Below are 16,970 nucleotides of genomic sequence, written 5' to 3' on the forward strand. Positions count from 1 at the left end.
ATAATTGTAATAGAATGTTAAAATAATATGGGATAATAAATTATGTTTTTAAAATAAAAAAAGAGGAACTATTTGTTCCTCCTTTAATGTTTATGATGAAATTAAACAAGCTGAGTATAAATACAGTACAAATAACCCAAGATTGCTAAAGCAACTACAGGAGCAATGATCTTTGACCATGTAGGAACTGAAGTTTCGATTGTTTGTTCTTCAATATGCAAATCTTCGTGGGATGGTTGGGCTTGATGAACCATTTGGTTAAACTCCTTCATTGTTGTATCCAATGATAGCTCTTCTTGCTCAACAGGTTTAGAACCAATTAACTCTGTTAGGTGATTTGTTGACCAAACCCAGTCTTCCGCTTGGCCTGATAAATGTTCAACTTGACCTAAGATGAGCTCTTTCAATCCATTTTGACCGAACCCACCAGTGTCATCAAGCTGATTCAGCTCTGTTAACTGTAATGTGAGAATTTCAGAAATACTTTGTTCGAGCTCAGTATTTTTTAAAACTGATTGATTGTGTTTAGATGTAGTTAGATGGCGCGCTACTTCTTGAATATATAGTGGATCAGCAGTTTTTATTTCATTATAAATTTTACTATCATCTTGACGCCATAAGCTGATTAACTTGCCAAGTGTTAGCACGTTAACTTCATCAATCAGCTTATTCTTTTCATTTGCTGGATATTGATTTAAAAGCTGAGGCTTCTGAATTTTTATTTGCTCAGCAAAGTATTGGACTAAATCAAATGCCATACTTTATTCCTCTAAATTTAATCTAAAATTCTTAATGTTGGTTTTTTCTTGCTCGATGTTGTTTCAGTTGATTCTTGTACTTCTGGCCCCATTACATTTTCTGCAGGAGTGACATTGGCATATTCTTCTGGATCAAAGAATAAACCCTGACCATTTTCACGTGCATACAGGCCTAAAACAGCTTGAATAGGCACGTAAATATTCTTGGAAACTCCACCAAACCGTGCTGAAAAAGTAATAGCATCATTGGTAATCAATAATTGATGTACAGCATGTGGAACAATGTTTAAAACGATTTGACCATCTTTGACAAATTGTTGTGGTACATCCGTATGTGGCTGTGTTGCATCAACAAGTAAATAAGGTGTGAGTTTGTTGTCGCAAATCCATTCATAGATTGCACGAGCAAGATAAGGACGTGTAGGGGTTAATTCAATAGTTTGCTCAGACATATCACACTATTCCATATTTAATTGTTCATTGTAACGGGTTTTCTCTTGGGCCGTCATTGATTTAACAAAAGAAGGGCGGCTAAAGATACGTTTACAGTACAAAAATATAGGCCGACACTGCTGCTTTGGTAAATCAATTCCCATGCTATTCAGCCTCACAAAAATTGGGGCGAGCATACAGTCCAAAATTGAAAAATTTTCCGACATAAAGTAAGGAAAATGCTGAAATAGTGGAGTAAGAGAAATTAAGGTCTCACGTAGTTCTTTTTGGGCTTTTTGTTTTTGTTCTACATTTAAAGTATCTACATGTTTGAGCATATGATCAGCCAATTTGAACCAATCATTTTCAAGACGCCAAATATATTGTCGTTGTTCTGCACGTGCCATCGGCGCATCGGCGTAAAGTTTGCTCTGACGATATCGGTCATCAAGATATTCAGCAATAATGGGTGCTGAGAATAATTTCAGGTTTTGCTCAACGAGCATCGGTAATTGGTTATAAGGGTTTAGACTTGCTAAATCCTCATCTTCGTGATCAGTTATGATCAATTGATATTTAATTTGTTTTTCTGCTAATAAGAAACGAATCCAGTGAGAACGGAAATCATCAGCATGGCTGTAAAGGGTAATCCCCTGAATAGAGGTATTTTCGACCGACATATCACAAGACGACGTGGTTGAGTGAATCGATTAGAATACTAAAAATGCTCTAGGAAATCACGGTTCTAAAGAGATAGTTTTTATATTTATAAGTTCTTATCTTTTGGTTCTGTTTTTATAATAAAAAAGCCTTGGAAAAATCCAAGGCTTTTTGTCCGATTCGGTAAACGAATTAACGTTTAGAGAATTGAGGACGTTTACGAGCTTTACGTAAACCAAGTTTCTTACGTTCAACTTCACGAGCATCACGAGTAACGAAACCAGCTTGACGTAGAACAGGTTTTAAAGTTTCGTCAGCAGCGATAAGCGCACGAGTAATACCGTGACGGATCGCGCCAGCTTGACCACCGATACCACCACCTTTAACAGTGATGTAAAGGTCAAACTTTTCAGTAACTTCTAAAAGTTCTAAAGGTTGACGAACAACCATACGAGCAGTTTCACGACCGAAATATTGCTCTAAAGTACGGTTGTTAATAACGAGTTTGCCTGTACCAGCTGACAAGAAAACACGTGCAGTTGCGGTCTTACGGCGACCTGTACCATAATTAGTAGCCATGTGCTGTATCCCTTAGATGTCCAAAACTTGTGGCTGTTGAGCAGCATGCGGATGCTCAGTACCAGCGTACACTTTCATTTTTTTGATCATTGCATAACCAAGAGGACCTTTTGGTAACATGCCTTTAACCGCTTTTTCAAGAACAGCTTCAGGTTTGTGAGCAATTAACTTCTCGAAGTTAGTCTCACGGATACCACCAGGGAAACCAGTATGGCGATAATATTTCTTATCAAGTGATTTTTTACCAGTCACTTGAACTTGTTCAGCATTAATCACAACGATGTAATCGCCAGTGTCAACGTGAGGAGTATAAGAAGTTTTATGCTTACCGCGTAAACGACGAGCGATTTCAGTCGCAAGGCGACCTAAAGTTTTGCCAGAAGCATCAACAACATACCAGTCATGTTGAACTTCAGCTGGCTTAGCGCTGAGAGTTTTCATTAAACCACTACCTATTATAGTTGGTTTGGACTATGGAATCTGTCCAAACAAAAGGAGCAAGCATTCTAAACGAGTTTGTCCAAAGTCACAAGAAAAATCCAGTGTGAGGTAGATAATTTAATCCCTAATCCGATGAATGTAGGATATGTTAAAATAATTCAAATTTTAGAAATGTGTCGGGGGTGATTGTGCTGCCTTTATATGTCACTTCCGGTGAGCCTGCCGGTATTGGTCCAGATATTTGTTTGAGTCTGGCGAAACGAGTTGATGAACGTCCTGTTGTTGTTTTAGCTGACCGAAATTTATTGCAACAACGTGCTCAAAAGCTTGGCCTAGATATTAAGTTTTTAGAGTATACCGGACAGACTCAATCATCTTTACAAGGTGAGCTTTATATAGAGCATGTTGCATTAAAAACAGAAGTCACTGATGGTCAATTAGACCCAGCTAATGCTGCTTATGTATTAGAGCAACTACGTCGCTCAGCTGATTATGCAATGTCAGGTAAAAGTGTAGGTGTAGCTACTGCGCCGGTACAAAAATCAGTCATTAATGATGCAGGAATTTTGTTTAGTGGTCACACCGAATATTACCAAGAGTTTGCAGGTGTAGAGCGTGTTGTCATGATGCTCGCCACTAAAACCTTGCGAGTTGCTTTAGCGACTACACATTTGCCTTTAAGAGATGTAGCAGATGCAATTACCAAACAACGCTTGCATCAAGTAATAGACATCTTGCTTCATGACTTAAAAACTAAGTTTAAAATTACTGATCCAAGGATTTTGGTGTGTGGCTTAAATCCTCATGCGGGTGAAGATGGTTACTTAGGTCGTGAAGAGATTGATACCATTAATCCAGTTCTTGAAACTTACCGCTCTCAAGGCATTAAAATCAGTTTAAGTATGCCAGCAGACACTTTATTTACTCCTGAACATCTTAAAAATGCTGATGCTGTTCTTGCCATGTACCATGATCAAGGCTTACCTGTGCTAAAATCACAAGGTTTTGGTGAAGCAATTAATATCACATTGGGCTTACCGTTTATTCGAACTTCAGTCGATCATGGTACTGCTCTGTCTTTAGCTGGGACAGGTTTGGCAAAAAGCTCAAGTTTAAATGTCGCTGTCGATTTAGCTTTATCGTTGGCAGAGAGTTAAATTTTTCATGTTGGAAATGTTCTATGTATCAAATTAATGCCCTAAACCCGAAAGATGAAGGGCATAAAGCTCGTAAACGTTTTGGTCAAAACTTCTTACATGATCAGCGAGTCATTGCCAAAATTGTAAGATCTGTCAATCCGCGTACAGGCGATAACATTGTTGAAATTGGTCCGGGCTTGGCTGCATTAACTTCTCCTTTAATTGGAGAGTGTGATGCTTTAACAGTTGTTGAGTTAGACCGTGACTTAGCAGCGGGTTTGCCAGAGCGTGTTCCACATCCAGAACGTTTAACTATTGTAGAAGCTGATGCATTAAAATATGACTTTAGTGAACTCGTAAAAGATGGTCGACCATTACGTGTAGTAGGTAATTTACCTTATAACATTTCAACACCACTACTTTTTCATCTCTTGGAATTTGGTAGCAAAGTCAAAGATATGCACTTTATGCTGCAAAAAGAGGTGGTTGATCGTATTACTGCTGAACCAAATACAAAAGAATATGGTCGTTTATCGGTAATGATTCAATATTATTGCCAGCCTACATTTTTATTTGAAGTTCCTGCAGGCGCATTTAATCCACCGCCAAAAGTAACGAGTGCAGTATTCCGTTTAGTTCCTTACGAACAAAAACCGATTGTCGCAAAAGATGAGAAAGCTTTAGCTCGTTTGGTTGCACATGTGTTTACTCAGCGCCGTAAAACCCTAAGAAACAGCCTTAAAGGTATGTTGGCAGAAGATGGCTTTGAGAAAGCAGGCGTTGACCCAATGGCTCGTCCAGAAACTCTGACGCTTGCCGAGTTTGTCGCTTTGGCAGATCAAATGGTGGCATAAATGACCAAGCGCTATAACTATATCATTGGAGATGTTCAAGGTTGTTTTGAAGCACTCAAAGCATTGCTGAAAGAAATACGTTTTGATCCTGACCAAGATTTTATTTGGTTTGCTGGTGATTTAGTTGCACGTGGAGAAAATTCTGTCGGTGCACTTCGTTTTATTAAAAAACTAGCCGATCGTGGCGCAGCTGCAACCGTCTTAGGTAATCATGATTTAACACTGGTTGCTGGTGCTCGTGGTCTTAAAGAAATTAAAGATAAAGATCGTACACAGGATGTTATTGACGCTGTGGATGGTGATGAACTCATCGACTGGTTACGTAAACAGCCATTATGTTTATTTCCAAATGAACAAACTGTGCTAACACATGCTGGTATACCTTGTATTTGGGATGCAAAAAAAACGGCTGCTTTAGCAAAAGAAGTTGAAGCTGTATTAGCACATGATGATCTGTCTGTATTAGATGCTTTTTTAGCTGAAATGTATGGTTCAAAACCAGATCTTTGGACAGATGAGTTAACTGGTAATGACCGCCTACGCTGTATTACCAATTATTTAACACGCATGCGTTTAACTAATGCAGAAGGTAGATTGGAATTTAGTTTTAAAGATACTTTAGATGCACCTATGCCAGAAGGTTATTTACCTTGGTTTGAATTTCCAAGTAAAGCTGCACAAACACATCAAGTATTCTTTGGTCATTGGGCTGCTCTAGAAGGCAGAACAATCAGTGAACATATTCAGAACGTAGATGGTGGCTGTGTATGGGGTAAAAACTTAATTGCTTATCGTCTTGAAGACCAGCAAAGTTTTTCAGTAGTTAATCCTGTCATGTAATAAAAAAAGCCGCATAAGCGGCTTTTTTCTTTTTAAGATTTATTCTAGGCGAATCCAGATTTGATTGCGGCCTAAAGCTGAAACTCCAAGATAACCACGCATGTGTAGACGATTACCATTTGCACTGAGTTTGGCTTTTAATCCGTAAACTTTGCCAGTATTTGGGTCTAGAATTTTCCCACCAGTGTAGGTTGTACTATCCACTTGTTTTAAACCAGTCGCGATATCTAAACCTACAATATGCTTATTGGTATAAGGCGCTGGGCAGTTATCACAAATTTCTTTTGGTGTATAACCGGGACGCGGTGTAATTTTTACAACTTTTCCTGAATAAGTACCATTTGCCTCTTTTCGTATTTCTACATGAGCCTTAGGCGTACCAGTTTTATCGTCAATCGTTTGCCACATACCAGTAATATCAGCTGCAAAAGTAGCTGAATTTATCCCCAATAAGAGCAACGCTCCAACAAAAAATTTCCCCATAATCAAAAATCCTTTTAGATTTGAAAAGATCATCTTATTTCTAATTGATCACTGGTTCAATGTTTATTTGAACTACTTTTTGATCAGGAAATTCCTACAGATAACATGAAAGTCGGTAGCCATATAGCGGTAAATACACCATTTAAAGCCATACCAAAAGCGGCATAACGACCCGCAACAGGGCCACGTTGCCAAGCTTGAGCTGTTCCAATAGCATGTGCGGCTAAACCTAGAGCTAAACCTGATGCTCTTTCATCATGAATATGCTTAAGTAAAAATGGTGAAAATGCTGCACCAATAACTCCAGATAAAATCACAATTAACGTGACTAATGTTTCAGGGGCATGTAATAAAGTTGCGATGTTTAAAGCAATAGGTGTAGTTACAGCGCGTGTAGCAAAAGCCAGAATAGTAGGCTCAGACATATGCAATAAATAAGCAAGGCCCATTGGTAAAGCAACGGCGCTAATACTTGCAAAACATAAGATTCCAATAACCGATTTAAGAGGTAAATCGTCATATCGCATTGCAGCCAAAGGTATCGCTAAAGCAACGGTGACATACCCTAATAGGTGGCTGAATAAATCGTTTACGTAAAGTCGGTATTCTTCATAAGGAACTTTCAAGATTGATAATAAACCAATCACAATGAACATACCGAAAACTAAGAGAGGGACTTGAGGGAAACGGCGGTTTAAAGGTTTTGCACAAAGGTAGCCAACTAGAGTGATCAAAAATCCATATAAAATCATAAACATTTTATTCTCCTTATAACCAGTGTTTGGCCATTTTTGCATAGACCCACAGCGGGATAAGCGTGCTCACCACTAGTACAAAGAGAAATAAAGGAATTTCTTTGCCCATATGCACCAGCATAATTAATGATCCTGCACAAATGGGTAAAAAAGCAAAACCACTTTCTTTCATGATTTTATTATTGGTGTCGACTAGTCTTAATGGGATTTTCTTAAATTTACGCCAAATGAGTAAAATGATGAGCAAACTAATTAAACCCACCAGATTTCCTAATTCTGGATGACCAAAAGCACGCATAACGACGACTGAGCCTTCACGAAAACCGATAATAAGTAGAAAAGTTCCTACCCATGCTGCCCAATCTATACTTTTGATCTTATCCATATTTTTTATCTCTAAAAGTGTACTTATCAAGTTTTAACTGATCTAGTTCTTGATTTCAAACTCTTCAAGTGGTCGTTTAAACTGATTCGCTCGTTCACCCAATATCTCATCTATAGGTAATTTGGCTTGGCGAATTAATTGCTCGAGCTTATGAGGGGCTATTCGTATATCAATATGTAATAGCCCTTCATCATCATAATGTTCAGATTCGATAACGTTTAAAGCATAAAGTTGGGTACGCAATTTGCCATAAGCAGGTTTAAGTATTAATGAGAATTGTTGAAGTTGTCCCATTAAGCATTCTTGAACAGCTTGACGTAGTAAATCTAGACCTAAACCTGAATGTGCAGATACATAAACGCGATCAGGAACATGCGGCTCTGAATAAACAATTTTAGCCTCTTCACCACTTAAATCGATCTTGTTGTAAACACGAAGGACAGGGGCATCTGCGCCAATTTCTTTTAACACACCTTCAACAGCTTCAATCTGATCTAGCATTTCATGGCTACTGCTATCAATTACATGTAAGAGTAATGTTGCTTCAAGCGTTTCTTCTAAAGTTGCCTTGAAAGACTCAACTAAATCATGTTGTAGGTTTCGCACAAAACCGACAGTATCTGCGAGCACAACAGTACCAATACCATCCCATTCTAAACGACGTAAGGTTGGATCAAGTGTTGCAAACAGTTGGTCGGCTGCATATACATCACTTTTCGCTAAAATATTAAATAAAGTAGATTTTCCTGCATTGGTATAACCCACTAAAGATACGGTTGGAATTGAAGCTTTTTGTCTGGCTGCTCGTCCTTGTATACGAGTTTGATGGACTTTCTCTAACTTGTCTTTTAACTGAGTAATACGTACACGAATGAGGCGACGGTCTGTTTCGAGTTGTGTTTCACCAGGACCACGTAAGCCAATACCACCTTTTTGTTGTTCAAAGTCAGCAGACCAACCACGAATTAGACGAGTTGATAAATGTTTAAGCTGAGCAAGTTCGACTTGTAATTTACCTTCATGGGTGCGGGCACGTAGGGCAAAAATATCCAAAATTAAACCAGTACGGTCAATGACCCGACATTTTAATATTCTTTCTAAATTTCGTTCTTGAGCGGGTGATAATGCATGATCAAAAATAACCAGCCCGGCTTCTAATTCTTGAACTTTCTCTGCTATTTCATCGACTTTACCTGAACCAATAAAAAATTTAGGATTTGGCTTATTACGTTGTACTTTAACGTGCTCAAGAATATCCGCACCAGCAGACTGTGCAAGTAAAGCAAACTCTTCGGCATCCAGATCATCTAATAATTGAACAGACACACTCACTAATATTGTGCGTTCACCGCCTTGATGCCGATCAACTAATTCCACGTGGCTATAAATCCTGAAAAGGGTAAAACTTTATTCTAGAGGAAACTTGAGTAAAAGGGGAAAGGGTTTACTCTTATCCTTTAGATTATCTACATGCATTTTATTTTTTATTTGCTTCTATCGCATAGCGATGCAAGTTAATTGCGAAACGTATAGAATGGCTCGAGATAGGTATAACAATGATTGATCGTTAGTGAAATTTTATGGCTCAAACGCAAAGTATATTAAATTCAACGTTAAAGAAATTTTCTAAAATAGGCTTGTACGGAAAGAAAGTTACTTCAGCAACTGCGGCGATCAGTGAAGGTTTTTATTTAGTTTATCGTCATGGACTCTATAAGGATCCAAATAATCCTGTTAATACACGATACGTCCAATATTTTTGTCGCCGTTTATGCAAAGTCTTTAACCTCGATGTTCAAGTGCATGGAACGATTCCTAGAGAGCCAGCTTTATGGGTAAGCAATCATATTTCTTGGCTTGATATTGCTGTTTTAGGTTCTGGTGCGCGCGTATTCTTTTTGGCTAAAGCTGAAATAGAAAATTGGCCTATTTTTGGTAACTTAGCAAAGGGTGGCGGTACTTTATTTATTAAGCGTGGTTCTGGTGACTCTATTAGAATTCGAGAGCAAATTGCTGAATTCTTAAAACAAAATATTCCAGTATTATTTTTTCCTGAAGCGACTACTACAGATGGACATTCTGTTAAAAAAATACATGGTCGTTTACTCGGGGCTGCTATTGAAGCCAAGCGTCCAGTACAGGTGTGCTTAATTTGCTATGTAAACCGTCATGGTGAATTAGATAATGTTGCACCATTTATTGGTGAGATGTCATTTGTTGAACATATTCAGCATGTGCTAGAAATGCCGAAAGTAACAGCTCATCTACTGACCTTGCCTCCTATCTCGGTCGAAGGGCACGATGTAAAAAGTCTGACTCAAGAAGTCCAACAAAAAATGGTAGAAGGTTTGGCTCAATTACATCAAAAAGTACTTAAGCCAAAAAGTTAATTACATAAACCCTTCGAGAGGTAGCCATGAAAGAAACTTCATGCCTGCCTTTTGCCACCATTTCATTTCTGGTTCTTTTTTATAAATAACAGGCCCTTTGGAGGTTTCTTGTTGCCAATAAATATTGTTATTCGGGTCGAGCTTTAATTTATAAGCATATTTATTTAAGTTTTCATCCATCGTATGGTGAATTGTTTTTGCTAGCGATGGGCTATCTAAAATTACACCAATTTCAGTATTTAAATAAGCAGAACGTGGATCAAAATTGAATGATCCAATAAAAACCTGTTCATCTAAAGCCATGAGTTTGGTATGTAAGCTTGAGCGACTTAAGCCTTTCATGTTCACTTTAGCCTTAGTTGCCAACTCTTCCGTATTTTTATTTAAATTACGTTTATCTGGGGCTGGTAAAAACTCATAAAGTTGTACGCCATTTTTCAAAAGTTCTTTTCGATATCTACCATAAAAAGCATGGACTACAGCAACGTCATTTGCCTTAAATGAGTTTGTCAAAACTCGAACTTCTACACCTTCTTTCGCAAGCGTACTCAAAATTTTAGCGCCTTGCTTTTCAGGAATAAAATAAGCAGAAATCAAATCAACATTACTTTCGGGCTTTTCTAAATGGTTAATCAATTGGAAATTTAAATGCTCTTCTTTTTTTGCTTTTGACTTAATTTTATCAGGGGAGTCTTTTACGACCTCTGCCTTAACCCAGTCAAATTGAATGTTATGGTCTAGCCATTTATCAAAAGCATGTGACTTAGAAGTTAAGTTAAGGAAGTTTTGAACAGTTGCCTGTTGATAATGAGCATCGAGTTGTTCTTTTAAACTTTCATAGCGTAAACGGTGTTGTTGAGCACTAACAATGCTCTGGACCGAATAGGCATATTCATGATTCCAGTAATCATCAAAAGAATTTACGATGTCATCAACAGCAGCACCGACTAACATGACATCAACATCAGAAAATTGGTAATTATCACTGACGTTATAATACTGATTTGTCATATTACGCCCACCGATGAGCGCTACCTGATTATCAGCAATAAAGCTCTTATTATGCATACGACGATTGATACGCTTTAAGTCTAAAATCATATCCATCGCGCGGTATTCGCGAAAACGGTAAGGGTTAAATAATTTAACTTCAATATTTTTATGCTGAGAAAGGGCCAGTAAAACCCCTTCCATTTTTTTAGCGTTATTATCATCAATCAATAAACGTACTTTAACGCCACGATCTGCAGCACGAATAATCGCATGTAAAGCTAAAGCGCCGACCTTGTCATTATCCCAAATATAATATTGTAAATCTAAAGTCTTTTCGGCTTTATCAATCAACCTTAAACGAGCCGCAAGTGCTTCTAACGGATCATTTAACAGATGATAACCCGTTAAATTTGGATTTTGTTCCCGCAAAGGTGTAATAATTTTTGCAAGTGAAGTTTGAGATGTATCGATATCTCGTGCATATTCAATCGGTTCTGCACGATGTTTGGGTAAAGTGCTACAACCTGTCAAAGTCACAGCAAAACTTGAACAGACAACTAAAGAAGCTTTGATCAAAAAGCCTTTAGCCTGTTGATGAGTTTGAAGCTGTTTGGAATGAAAGGATTGTGCCATAATCAATACATACGATAAGGTGAGCTAGAGTATAATTCGTGCATATTGAAAGATAAATATTGAATTTGATTACTAGCAATCAATATAAGATAAGTCGAGAATCGTAATGTGGAATCCAAATTCAATCATCTTTTGTTTTTACTTTATTTTTTCAATACTTGCCTTGTGGGGCATTGTCGAAGCTTGGATTCATCAATCACGTACAGAAACAATTCATCCATTTAAAGCTTTTGTCCACTTACTTACTTTTTATCTATCTTATCTTCTTATTCCACTTTGGTTCTTTAACTTATATGCAGGTTGGATAGGATATTACTCAATTCATCAAACCATTTTTATCTTTTTATTAAGCGGTATCCTCATTTATGCACGTTTTATAGAACCGCATATGGTACGTGTTGATGTTCATCAATATCGTTTGAATCCGGATCGCCGTTTTAATAAGCCTGTAAAAGTTGCTTTAATTGCTGATTTACATATAGGTTTATTTTCTGGTCACGAACGTCAACTCAAAATCATTGTGAAAAAACTCAATGAACAACAGCCTGACTTGGTGGTTGTGTCAGGCGACTGGACCTATGAACCAGAAGACAAACTAGTACAAGAACTGGCTGTACTCAAAGATATTCAAGCCCCAGTCTATTCAGTTCCTGGAAATCATGATGAACAATATCCAGGACCACCTATCCAACAATTATTAAAAGATGCACTTCACTACAATGAAGTTATGGATATTGAAGGTAAAATTGTTGAGTTTGACGAATTTCGTTTAATTGGTATTGGTGATCTATGGGCGGGAAAAACCGATATGCGTTCAATGCCAAACTTACCACAAGATAAACCGTGGCTAATCCTCTCTCATAATCCAGATACAGTAGATATGGTTCCCAAATTACCTAATCGACCTTTGATGTTATCAGGACATACTCATGGGGGACAGGTTGAGCTTCCGTGGGTAACTAACTACATTATGAAAAAAGTATCAATTTTAGGTCACAAACGTGGTTTTTATTCACACGAGCATGCGGATGTATTTGTTACTGTTGGAACAGGTATGGTTGGCATACCTTTAAGATTTCGTGTACCACCGACTATTGATATTATTGAACTTGTATAAAACAAAAAAGCCAATCACGAAGATTGGCTTTTTTTAAATAAGAAAATTAAGGAATAATGACGATTGCAACACGACGATTGATTGCCCGATTTTCATTGGTTGTGTTTGGTACATATGGTTGAGTTGAACCACGTCCAATAACATAAATATTTTCCTTTTTAAAACCACGAGTCAAGAAAAGGTTAGCAACACTTTGTGCGCGCTCTTCAGATAACTTCTGGTTGTATTCAGGATTACCTACATCGTCAGTATGACCAACAATTTTTAACTTATTCAAATCATATTTATTTAATTGATTTGCTAAGCGTACAAGTTCTGCTTCATGGCTTTGTTTCAACGTTGCATCATTAAAATCAAATAATAAACGTTCTGGTAAACCTAGAGTCCAGCCTTCATTAGTTAGAACAAAACCCTCTTTTTTTAGCATTTTTACTTGACGATATTTCAAAGGGCCAAAACTCAAGCAGCCTGCAAGAGCAATGCACAGCAATGCAATAAAGGAGAGTTTTAAAGATCTTGTATTCATAGATTAGCCTAAATTTAATTCTCTGGTTTATAAATAAACCAATGTTGCTCAGAAGTCTTAGCCTTATACATCGCCTGATCGGCTTGCATAATAAAATCTTCTGGACTAGACGCAAATTGGGATAAAGCAATCCCCACACTAAAACTGAAATAAATCGTTTGATCATTTAGATGCAAAGGTTCTTTACAGCTTTCGAGTAAATTTTCAGCAATAGATATTAAATGATCAGCATGACTAATGGAATGCAAAATGACCGCAAATTCGTCGCCGCCTAGACGAGCAATAAAATCTTGATGCCGTAAACGAGTCTGTAATCTTTTGGCCATCTCTTTTAAGACTTCATCGCCAGCTAAATGTCCGAACTGGTCATTAATTGCCTTAAAGTTATTATTATCTATAAATAATAGAGCAGACTTGTTGTCAAAATCCTTATCTTCAAACATATCTAACAATATTTGATAAAAATAATGTCTGTTTGGTAGTAATGTAAGTTGGTCGTGATGAGCTTGAAAAGATAGTTTTCGATTTTCCTTTTGTAACTGATTATCCCAAATTTGAATTTCTTCAAGCAACTGATTAAAAACAGTATTTAAATCTTGAAACTCTTTAATACGGTTATATGGAAAGCGAAGATTATAAGCTTTCTGTTCACTTACGATTTGAGCAATATTGGTAAGAGGATAAATTGCCTGCATAATTTGACGATAAGTTAAATTCACTGACCACCATAGTGCACAAACAATAAATAACATCGCGATCGCTAGACCGACCATAATCATCTTTAAAAATTGCAATATTTTTTCAGAGCTACCAAAAAGCGTTAGCTCGCCAACATTCTGTTGGTGATGATAAATCGTTAAATGTACAGGCTCATTTAAGAACCAATGATTAAACCATCCTTCCAAAACAGAAGTTTGACTAGACAACTTAAAACTTTGTGCAATTAAATGATGTTCAGAATCATAAATATGAATAGCTCGAATAGAATGATCATTCGTATATTCATTTAAGATCTGTTCTATTGTGATCTTGTCATTAAACACTACAGCAGGTTGAATACGCTCAAGAAGCGTATGACTAAGTAATTGCAAATTCTGCTTTGCATAAGTTTCCATAGTAAAAACGGAAATAGATACAAAGGTGAAAGAACAAATAAAAAAAGTAATCGCAAAAATCGTAAATTGAGACTTTCTAAAAAGAGCATGTAGAGAAGTGGACTGATACAACTTAGATATCATGGCCCTTACTCCGCATTCTTAGCCAAGAGTAATACCCTTGGATCAATATGGACCTTGGAATGGCTTAATGCATCTAAGTTAACTTTAAAAGTGGTGTAATTATTTTGATCATATAAACAAAAGATACTACCAACTTCACATTCTGGATTATTAATACTTAAAGAAAGCAAAGAACGATATGGATAATTCTGAATTAAATTTTGTTGTTGTTGAGGAGAAGTTGTAGAAAAGTAAACAGCTTGGCAATGTGACTTGGGGAAATCTTTAACATTAACTGTTTGTACACGATAATTATAAGATAATTGTTGAATATAAGACTGAAAAGTAGAAGTAATTGAAGCATTATCAATTACACAAAGAGTAGGGGTGCTTACATTCTCCCATTTGCTATAACTTAAAATAGATAAAGTCAGCACATAGAAGTTATGTTTTGAATTGGCATACGCAGGCCCACTCGTAGCAAGCACTACAAGTATGCAGAATAATACTTTCTTAGCGGAATGCCACATGGTGAGTTAATGCCACATCAATTGCATGAATAATCTATTCTACATGAAGTTGATTAACTAAAAAAAGTTTAATATCTCATCTAATTTCTACTAAAAAGCCCAAAAAATGATCTGTTGAATAATAAAATATGAGAAAGGTATTGCAAAGGGAATTTAATGGTCTATAATGCACATCCATCGGCGGTGATGCAGATAGAAACTTGTTGAAAAACAGTTACTTGTGATTAAGTTAGTTGCTTTAAGTGATGAATTTGATGATAAGATGGTTTAGAAAATAAGTTTTAAAAAATATCGAAATTACCTGTTGACTTTTAAGAGATTAAGAGTAATATAGCCGACCTAGCTTGCTGGTGACGAACCAGGAAGAAGATCATTAAGAGAATTGAAGAACAACTTGTGTGGATTTTTACTGATTGATTAATCGAAATAATTTTCATTGATTGATTGGTTTAAATTACTCGAAGTTTATTTGAGCGAAATTTAAGTCAGTAATTGATGAGCCAGAATTGGTACCTTGTCTTTAAATAAGGTACAAAATGATTTTAACTGAAGAGTTTGATCATGGCTCAGATTGAACGCTGGCGGCAGGCTTAACACATGCAAGTCGAGCGGGGAGGGGTAGCTTGCTACCTAACTTAGCGGCGGACGGGTGAGTAATGCTTAGGAATCTGCCTATTAGTGGGGGACAACATCTCGAAAGGGATGCTAATACCGCATACGTCCTACGGGAGAAAGCAGGGGATCTTCGGACCTTGCGCTAATAGATGAGCCTAAGTCGGATTAGCTAGTTGGTGGGGTAAAGGCCTACCAAGGCGACGATCTGTAGCGGGTCTGAGAGGATGATCCGCCACACTGGGACTGAGACACGGCCCAGACTCCTACGGGAGGCAGCAGTGGGGAATATTGGACAATGGGGGGAACCCTGATCCAGCCATGCCGCGTGTGTGAAGAAGGCCTTATGGTTGTAAAGCACTTTAAGCGAGGAGGAGGCTACTTTAGTTAATACCTAGAGATAGTGGACGTTACTCGCAGAATAAGCACCGGCTAACTCTGTGCCAGCAGCCGCGGTAATACAGAGGGTGCAAGCGTTAATCGGATTTACTGGGCGTAAAGCGCGCGTAGGCGGCTAATTAAGTCAAATGTGAAATCCCCGAGCTTAACTTGGGAATTGCATTCGATACTGGTTAGCTAGAGTGTGGGAGAGGATGGTAGAATTCCAGGTGTAGCGGTGAAATGCGTAGAGATCTGGAGGAATACCGATGGCGAAGGCAGCCATCTGGCCTAACACTGACGCTGAGGTGCGAAAGCATGGGGAGCAAACAGGATTAGATACCCTGGTAGTCCATGCCGTAAACGATGTCTACTAGCCGTTGGGGCCTTTGAGGCTTTAGTGGCGCAGCTAACGCGATAAGTAGACCGCCTGGGGAGTACGGTCGCAAGACTAAAACTCAAATGAATTGACGGGGGCCCGCACAAGCGGTGGAGCATGTGGTTTAATTCGATGCAACGCGAAGAACCTTACCTGGCCTTGACATAGTAAGAACTTTCCAGAGATGGATTGGTGCCTTCGGGAACTTACATACAGGTGCTGCATGGCTGTCGTCAGCTCGTGTCGTGAGATGTTGGGTTAAGTCCCGCAACGAGCGCAACCCTTTTCCTTATTTGCCAGCGAGTAATGTCGGGAACTTTAAGGATACTGCCAGTGACAAACTGGAGGAAGGCGGGGACGACGTCAAGTCATCATGGCCCTTACGGCCAGGGCTACACACGTGCTACAATGGTCGGTACAAAGGGTTGCTACACAGCGATGTGATGCTAATCTCAAAAAGCCGATCGTAGTCCGGATTGGAGTCTGCAACTCGACTCCATGAAGTCGGAATCGCTAGTAATCGCGGATCAGAATGCCGCGGTGAATACGTTCCCGGGCCTTGTACACACCGCCCGTCACACCATGGGAGTTTGTTGCACCAGAAGTAGCTAGCCTAACTGCAAAGAGGGCGGTTACCACGGTGTGGCCGATGACTGGGGTGAAGTCGTAACAAGGTAGCCGTAGGGGAACCTGCGGCTGGATCACCTCCTTAACGAAAGATTGACGATTGGTAAGAATCCACAACAAGTTGTTCTTCATAGATGTATCTGAGGGTCTGTAGCTCAGTTGGTTAGAGCACACGCTTGATAAGCGTGGGGTCACAAGTTCAAGTCTTGTCAGACCCACCATGACTTTGACTGGTTGAAGTT

The 16,970-nt window shown here is 38.4% G+C and carries 18 protein-coding genes, 1 tRNA gene and 1 rRNA gene; 7 read left to right on the top strand and 13 right to left on the bottom strand.

The window, feature by feature from the left end; all coding sequences use genetic code 11:
• Positions 1 to 101: 101 nt before the first annotated feature.
• From F985_RS19370 to rplM, 5 genes are all read right to left on the bottom strand, one after another.
• Positions 102 to 758 (bottom strand): hypothetical protein, encoded by a 657-nt coding sequence (locus F985_RS19370; protein WP_004704109.1) that lies wholly within the window; start codon positions 756 to 758, stop codon positions 102 to 104.
• A gap of 17 nt (positions 759 to 775) precedes the next feature.
• Entirely contained in the window at positions 776 to 1,210 is a 435-nt protein-coding gene (locus F985_RS19375) for a ClpXP protease specificity-enhancing factor (RefSeq protein ID WP_004704111.1), read from the bottom strand.
• A 6-nt stretch (positions 1,211 to 1,216) separates the two neighbouring features.
• Entirely contained in the window at positions 1,217 to 1,870 is a 654-nt protein-coding gene (locus F985_RS19380; protein ID WP_004704113.1) for a glutathione S-transferase N-terminal domain-containing protein, read from the bottom strand.
• A 172-nt stretch (positions 1,871 to 2,042) separates the two neighbouring features.
• Positions 2,043 to 2,429, bottom strand: a complete 387-nt coding sequence (gene rpsI, locus F985_RS19385; RefSeq protein ID WP_002048725.1) for a 30S ribosomal protein S9 — start codon at positions 2,427 to 2,429, stop codon at positions 2,043 to 2,045.
• A gap of 12 nt (positions 2,430 to 2,441) precedes the next feature.
• Positions 2,442 to 2,870 carry a 50S ribosomal protein L13 gene (rplM, locus tag F985_RS19390; protein WP_002117832.1) on the bottom strand — a complete coding sequence of 143 codons (429 nt, stop codon included), beginning with the start codon at positions 2,868 to 2,870 and terminating at the stop codon, positions 2,442 to 2,444.
• Between the two features lie 173 nt (positions 2,871 to 3,043).
• On the opposite strand from rplM, the gene pdxA reads away from it, so the two are divergent.
• From pdxA to F985_RS19405, 3 genes are read left to right on the top strand one after another with little or no spacing between them, the layout of a single operon-like run.
• Positions 3,044 to 4,027, top strand: coding sequence for a 4-hydroxythreonine-4-phosphate dehydrogenase PdxA (pdxA, locus tag F985_RS19395; protein ID WP_004704116.1), 984 nt, complete (start codon positions 3,044 to 3,046; stop codon positions 4,025 to 4,027).
• 23 nt (positions 4,028 to 4,050) lie between these two features.
• Entirely contained in the window at positions 4,051 to 4,863 is an 813-nt protein-coding gene (gene rsmA, locus F985_RS19400; protein WP_004704118.1) for a 16S rRNA (adenine(1518)-N(6)/adenine(1519)-N(6))-dimethyltransferase RsmA, read from the top strand.
• Complete coding sequence (locus F985_RS19405; protein WP_004704119.1) at positions 4,864 to 5,703, top strand: symmetrical bis(5'-nucleosyl)-tetraphosphatase; 840 nt, start codon at positions 4,864 to 4,866, stop codon at positions 5,701 to 5,703.
• Between the two features lie 39 nt (positions 5,704 to 5,742).
• Here the strand turns inward: F985_RS19405 and F985_RS19410 are convergent, their stop codons facing one another.
• The 4 genes from F985_RS19410 to hflX form a co-directional block, all read right to left on the bottom strand.
• Complete coding sequence (locus F985_RS19410) at positions 5,743 to 6,186, bottom strand: DUF2147 domain-containing protein (RefSeq protein ID WP_004704121.1); 444 nt, start codon at positions 6,184 to 6,186, stop codon at positions 5,743 to 5,745.
• Positions 6,187 to 6,269: 83 nt separating this feature from the next.
• Positions 6,270 to 6,944: an LrgB family protein gene (locus F985_RS19415; RefSeq protein ID WP_004704123.1), complete on the bottom strand. Its 675-nt coding sequence runs from the start codon at positions 6,942 to 6,944 to the stop codon at positions 6,270 to 6,272.
• 10 nt (positions 6,945 to 6,954) lie between these two features.
• Complete coding sequence (locus tag F985_RS19420) at positions 6,955 to 7,326, bottom strand: hypothetical protein (RefSeq protein ID WP_002048719.1); 372 nt, start codon at positions 7,324 to 7,326, stop codon at positions 6,955 to 6,957.
• 42 nt (positions 7,327 to 7,368) lie between these two features.
• Positions 7,369 to 8,703, bottom strand: a complete 1,335-nt coding sequence (gene hflX / locus F985_RS19425) for a ribosome rescue GTPase HflX (protein WP_004704126.1) — start codon at positions 8,701 to 8,703, stop codon at positions 7,369 to 7,371.
• Positions 8,704 to 8,906: 203 nt separating this feature from the next.
• Between hflX and F985_RS19430 the strand changes: the two genes are divergently transcribed.
• Positions 8,907 to 9,716, top strand: a complete 810-nt coding sequence (locus F985_RS19430; RefSeq protein ID WP_004704128.1) for a lysophospholipid acyltransferase family protein — start codon at positions 8,907 to 8,909, stop codon at positions 9,714 to 9,716.
• On the opposite strand, the gene F985_RS19435 is transcribed toward F985_RS19430, so the two are convergent.
• Positions 9,717 to 11,342: a phospholipase D family protein gene (locus F985_RS19435; RefSeq protein WP_004704129.1), complete on the bottom strand. Its 1,626-nt coding sequence runs from the start codon at positions 11,340 to 11,342 to the stop codon at positions 9,717 to 9,719. It lies immediately after the preceding gene.
• Positions 11,343 to 11,448: 106 nt separating this feature from the next.
• Here F985_RS19435 and F985_RS19440 point away from each other — a divergent pair, with 106 nt between their 5' ends.
• A complete protein-coding gene (locus F985_RS19440) occupies positions 11,449 to 12,459 on the top strand; it encodes a metallophosphoesterase (protein WP_004704131.1) in 1,011 nt (336 codons plus the stop codon).
• 46 nt (positions 12,460 to 12,505) lie between these two features.
• Here the strand turns inward: F985_RS19440 and F985_RS19445 are convergent, their stop codons facing one another.
• The 3 genes from F985_RS19445 to F985_RS19455 are packed head-to-tail and all read right to left on the bottom strand — an operon-like array spanning position 12,506 to position 14,732.
• Entirely contained in the window at positions 12,506 to 12,985 is a 480-nt protein-coding gene (locus F985_RS19445) for an outer membrane lipoprotein YfiB (RefSeq protein WP_004704133.1), read from the bottom strand.
• Between the two features lie 14 nt (positions 12,986 to 12,999).
• Positions 13,000 to 14,223, bottom strand: coding sequence for a diguanylate cyclase DgcN/YfiN (locus tag F985_RS19450; RefSeq protein WP_004704135.1), 1,224 nt, complete (start codon positions 14,221 to 14,223; stop codon positions 13,000 to 13,002).
• 5 nt (positions 14,224 to 14,228) lie between these two features.
• The gene (locus F985_RS19455; RefSeq protein ID WP_004704137.1) at positions 14,229 to 14,732 is read right to left on the bottom strand and encodes a regulatory sequestration protein YfiR; all 504 of its coding nucleotides are present in this window, start codon (positions 14,730 to 14,732) and stop codon (positions 14,229 to 14,231) included.
• Between the two features lie 543 nt (positions 14,733 to 15,275).
• Between F985_RS19455 and F985_RS19460 the strand changes: the two genes are divergently transcribed.
• Together F985_RS19460 and F985_RS19465 are read left to right on the top strand one after the other, a co-directional pair.
• A 16S ribosomal RNA gene (locus F985_RS19460) occupies positions 15,276 to 16,813 on the top strand.
• A 59-nt stretch (positions 16,814 to 16,872) separates the two neighbouring features.
• Positions 16,873 to 16,949, top strand: a tRNA-Ile gene (locus F985_RS19465).
• The last annotated feature ends 21 nt before the right edge of the window (positions 16,950 to 16,970 follow it).

It is taken from the genome of Acinetobacter seifertii (assembly GCF_000368065.1).
Classification (GTDB): Bacteria; Pseudomonadota; Gammaproteobacteria; order Pseudomonadales; family Moraxellaceae; genus Acinetobacter; species Acinetobacter seifertii.

Excerpts from the sequence above, each read along its gene's own strand:
- F985_RS19430 (WP_004704128.1), top strand. The coding sequence starts at position 8,907 with ATGGCTCAAACGCAAAGTATATTAAATTCAACGTTAAAGAAATTTTCT.
- F985_RS19445 (WP_004704133.1), bottom strand. The coding sequence starts at position 12,985 with ATGAATACAAGATCTTTAAAACTCTCCTTTATTGCATTGCTGTGCATT.
- F985_RS19455 (WP_004704137.1), bottom strand. The coding sequence starts at position 14,732 with ATGTGGCATTCCGCTAAGAAAGTATTATTCTGCATACTTGTAGTGCTT.
- F985_RS19440 (WP_004704131.1), top strand. The coding sequence starts at position 11,449 with ATGTGGAATCCAAATTCAATCATCTTTTGTTTTTACTTTATTTTTTCA.
- F985_RS19380 (WP_004704113.1), bottom strand. The coding sequence starts at position 1,870 with ATGTCGGTCGAAAATACCTCTATTCAGGGGATTACCCTTTACAGCCAT.
- F985_RS19420 (WP_002048719.1), bottom strand. The coding sequence starts at position 7,326 with ATGGATAAGATCAAAAGTATAGATTGGGCAGCATGGGTAGGAACTTTT.
- rpsI (WP_002048725.1), bottom strand. The coding sequence starts at position 2,429 with ATGGCTACTAATTATGGTACAGGTCGCCGTAAGACCGCAACTGCACGT.
- F985_RS19435 (WP_004704129.1), bottom strand. The coding sequence starts at position 11,342 with ATGGCACAATCCTTTCATTCCAAACAGCTTCAAACTCATCAACAGGCT.
- F985_RS19370 (WP_004704109.1), bottom strand. The coding sequence starts at position 758 with ATGGCATTTGATTTAGTCCAATACTTTGCTGAGCAAATAAAAATTCAG.
- F985_RS19450 (WP_004704135.1), bottom strand. The coding sequence starts at position 14,223 with ATGATATCTAAGTTGTATCAGTCCACTTCTCTACATGCTCTTTTTAGA.
- F985_RS19410 (WP_004704121.1), bottom strand. The coding sequence starts at position 6,186 with ATGGGGAAATTTTTTGTTGGAGCGTTGCTCTTATTGGGGATAAATTCA.
- F985_RS19415 (WP_004704123.1), bottom strand. The coding sequence starts at position 6,944 with ATGTTTATGATTTTATATGGATTTTTGATCACTCTAGTTGGCTACCTT.
- F985_RS19375 (WP_004704111.1), bottom strand. The coding sequence starts at position 1,210 with ATGTCTGAGCAAACTATTGAATTAACCCCTACACGTCCTTATCTTGCT.
- rplM (WP_002117832.1), bottom strand. The coding sequence starts at position 2,870 with ATGAAAACTCTCAGCGCTAAGCCAGCTGAAGTTCAACATGACTGGTAT.
- rsmA (WP_004704118.1), top strand. The coding sequence starts at position 4,051 with ATGTATCAAATTAATGCCCTAAACCCGAAAGATGAAGGGCATAAAGCT.
- F985_RS19405 (WP_004704119.1), top strand. The coding sequence starts at position 4,864 with ATGACCAAGCGCTATAACTATATCATTGGAGATGTTCAAGGTTGTTTT.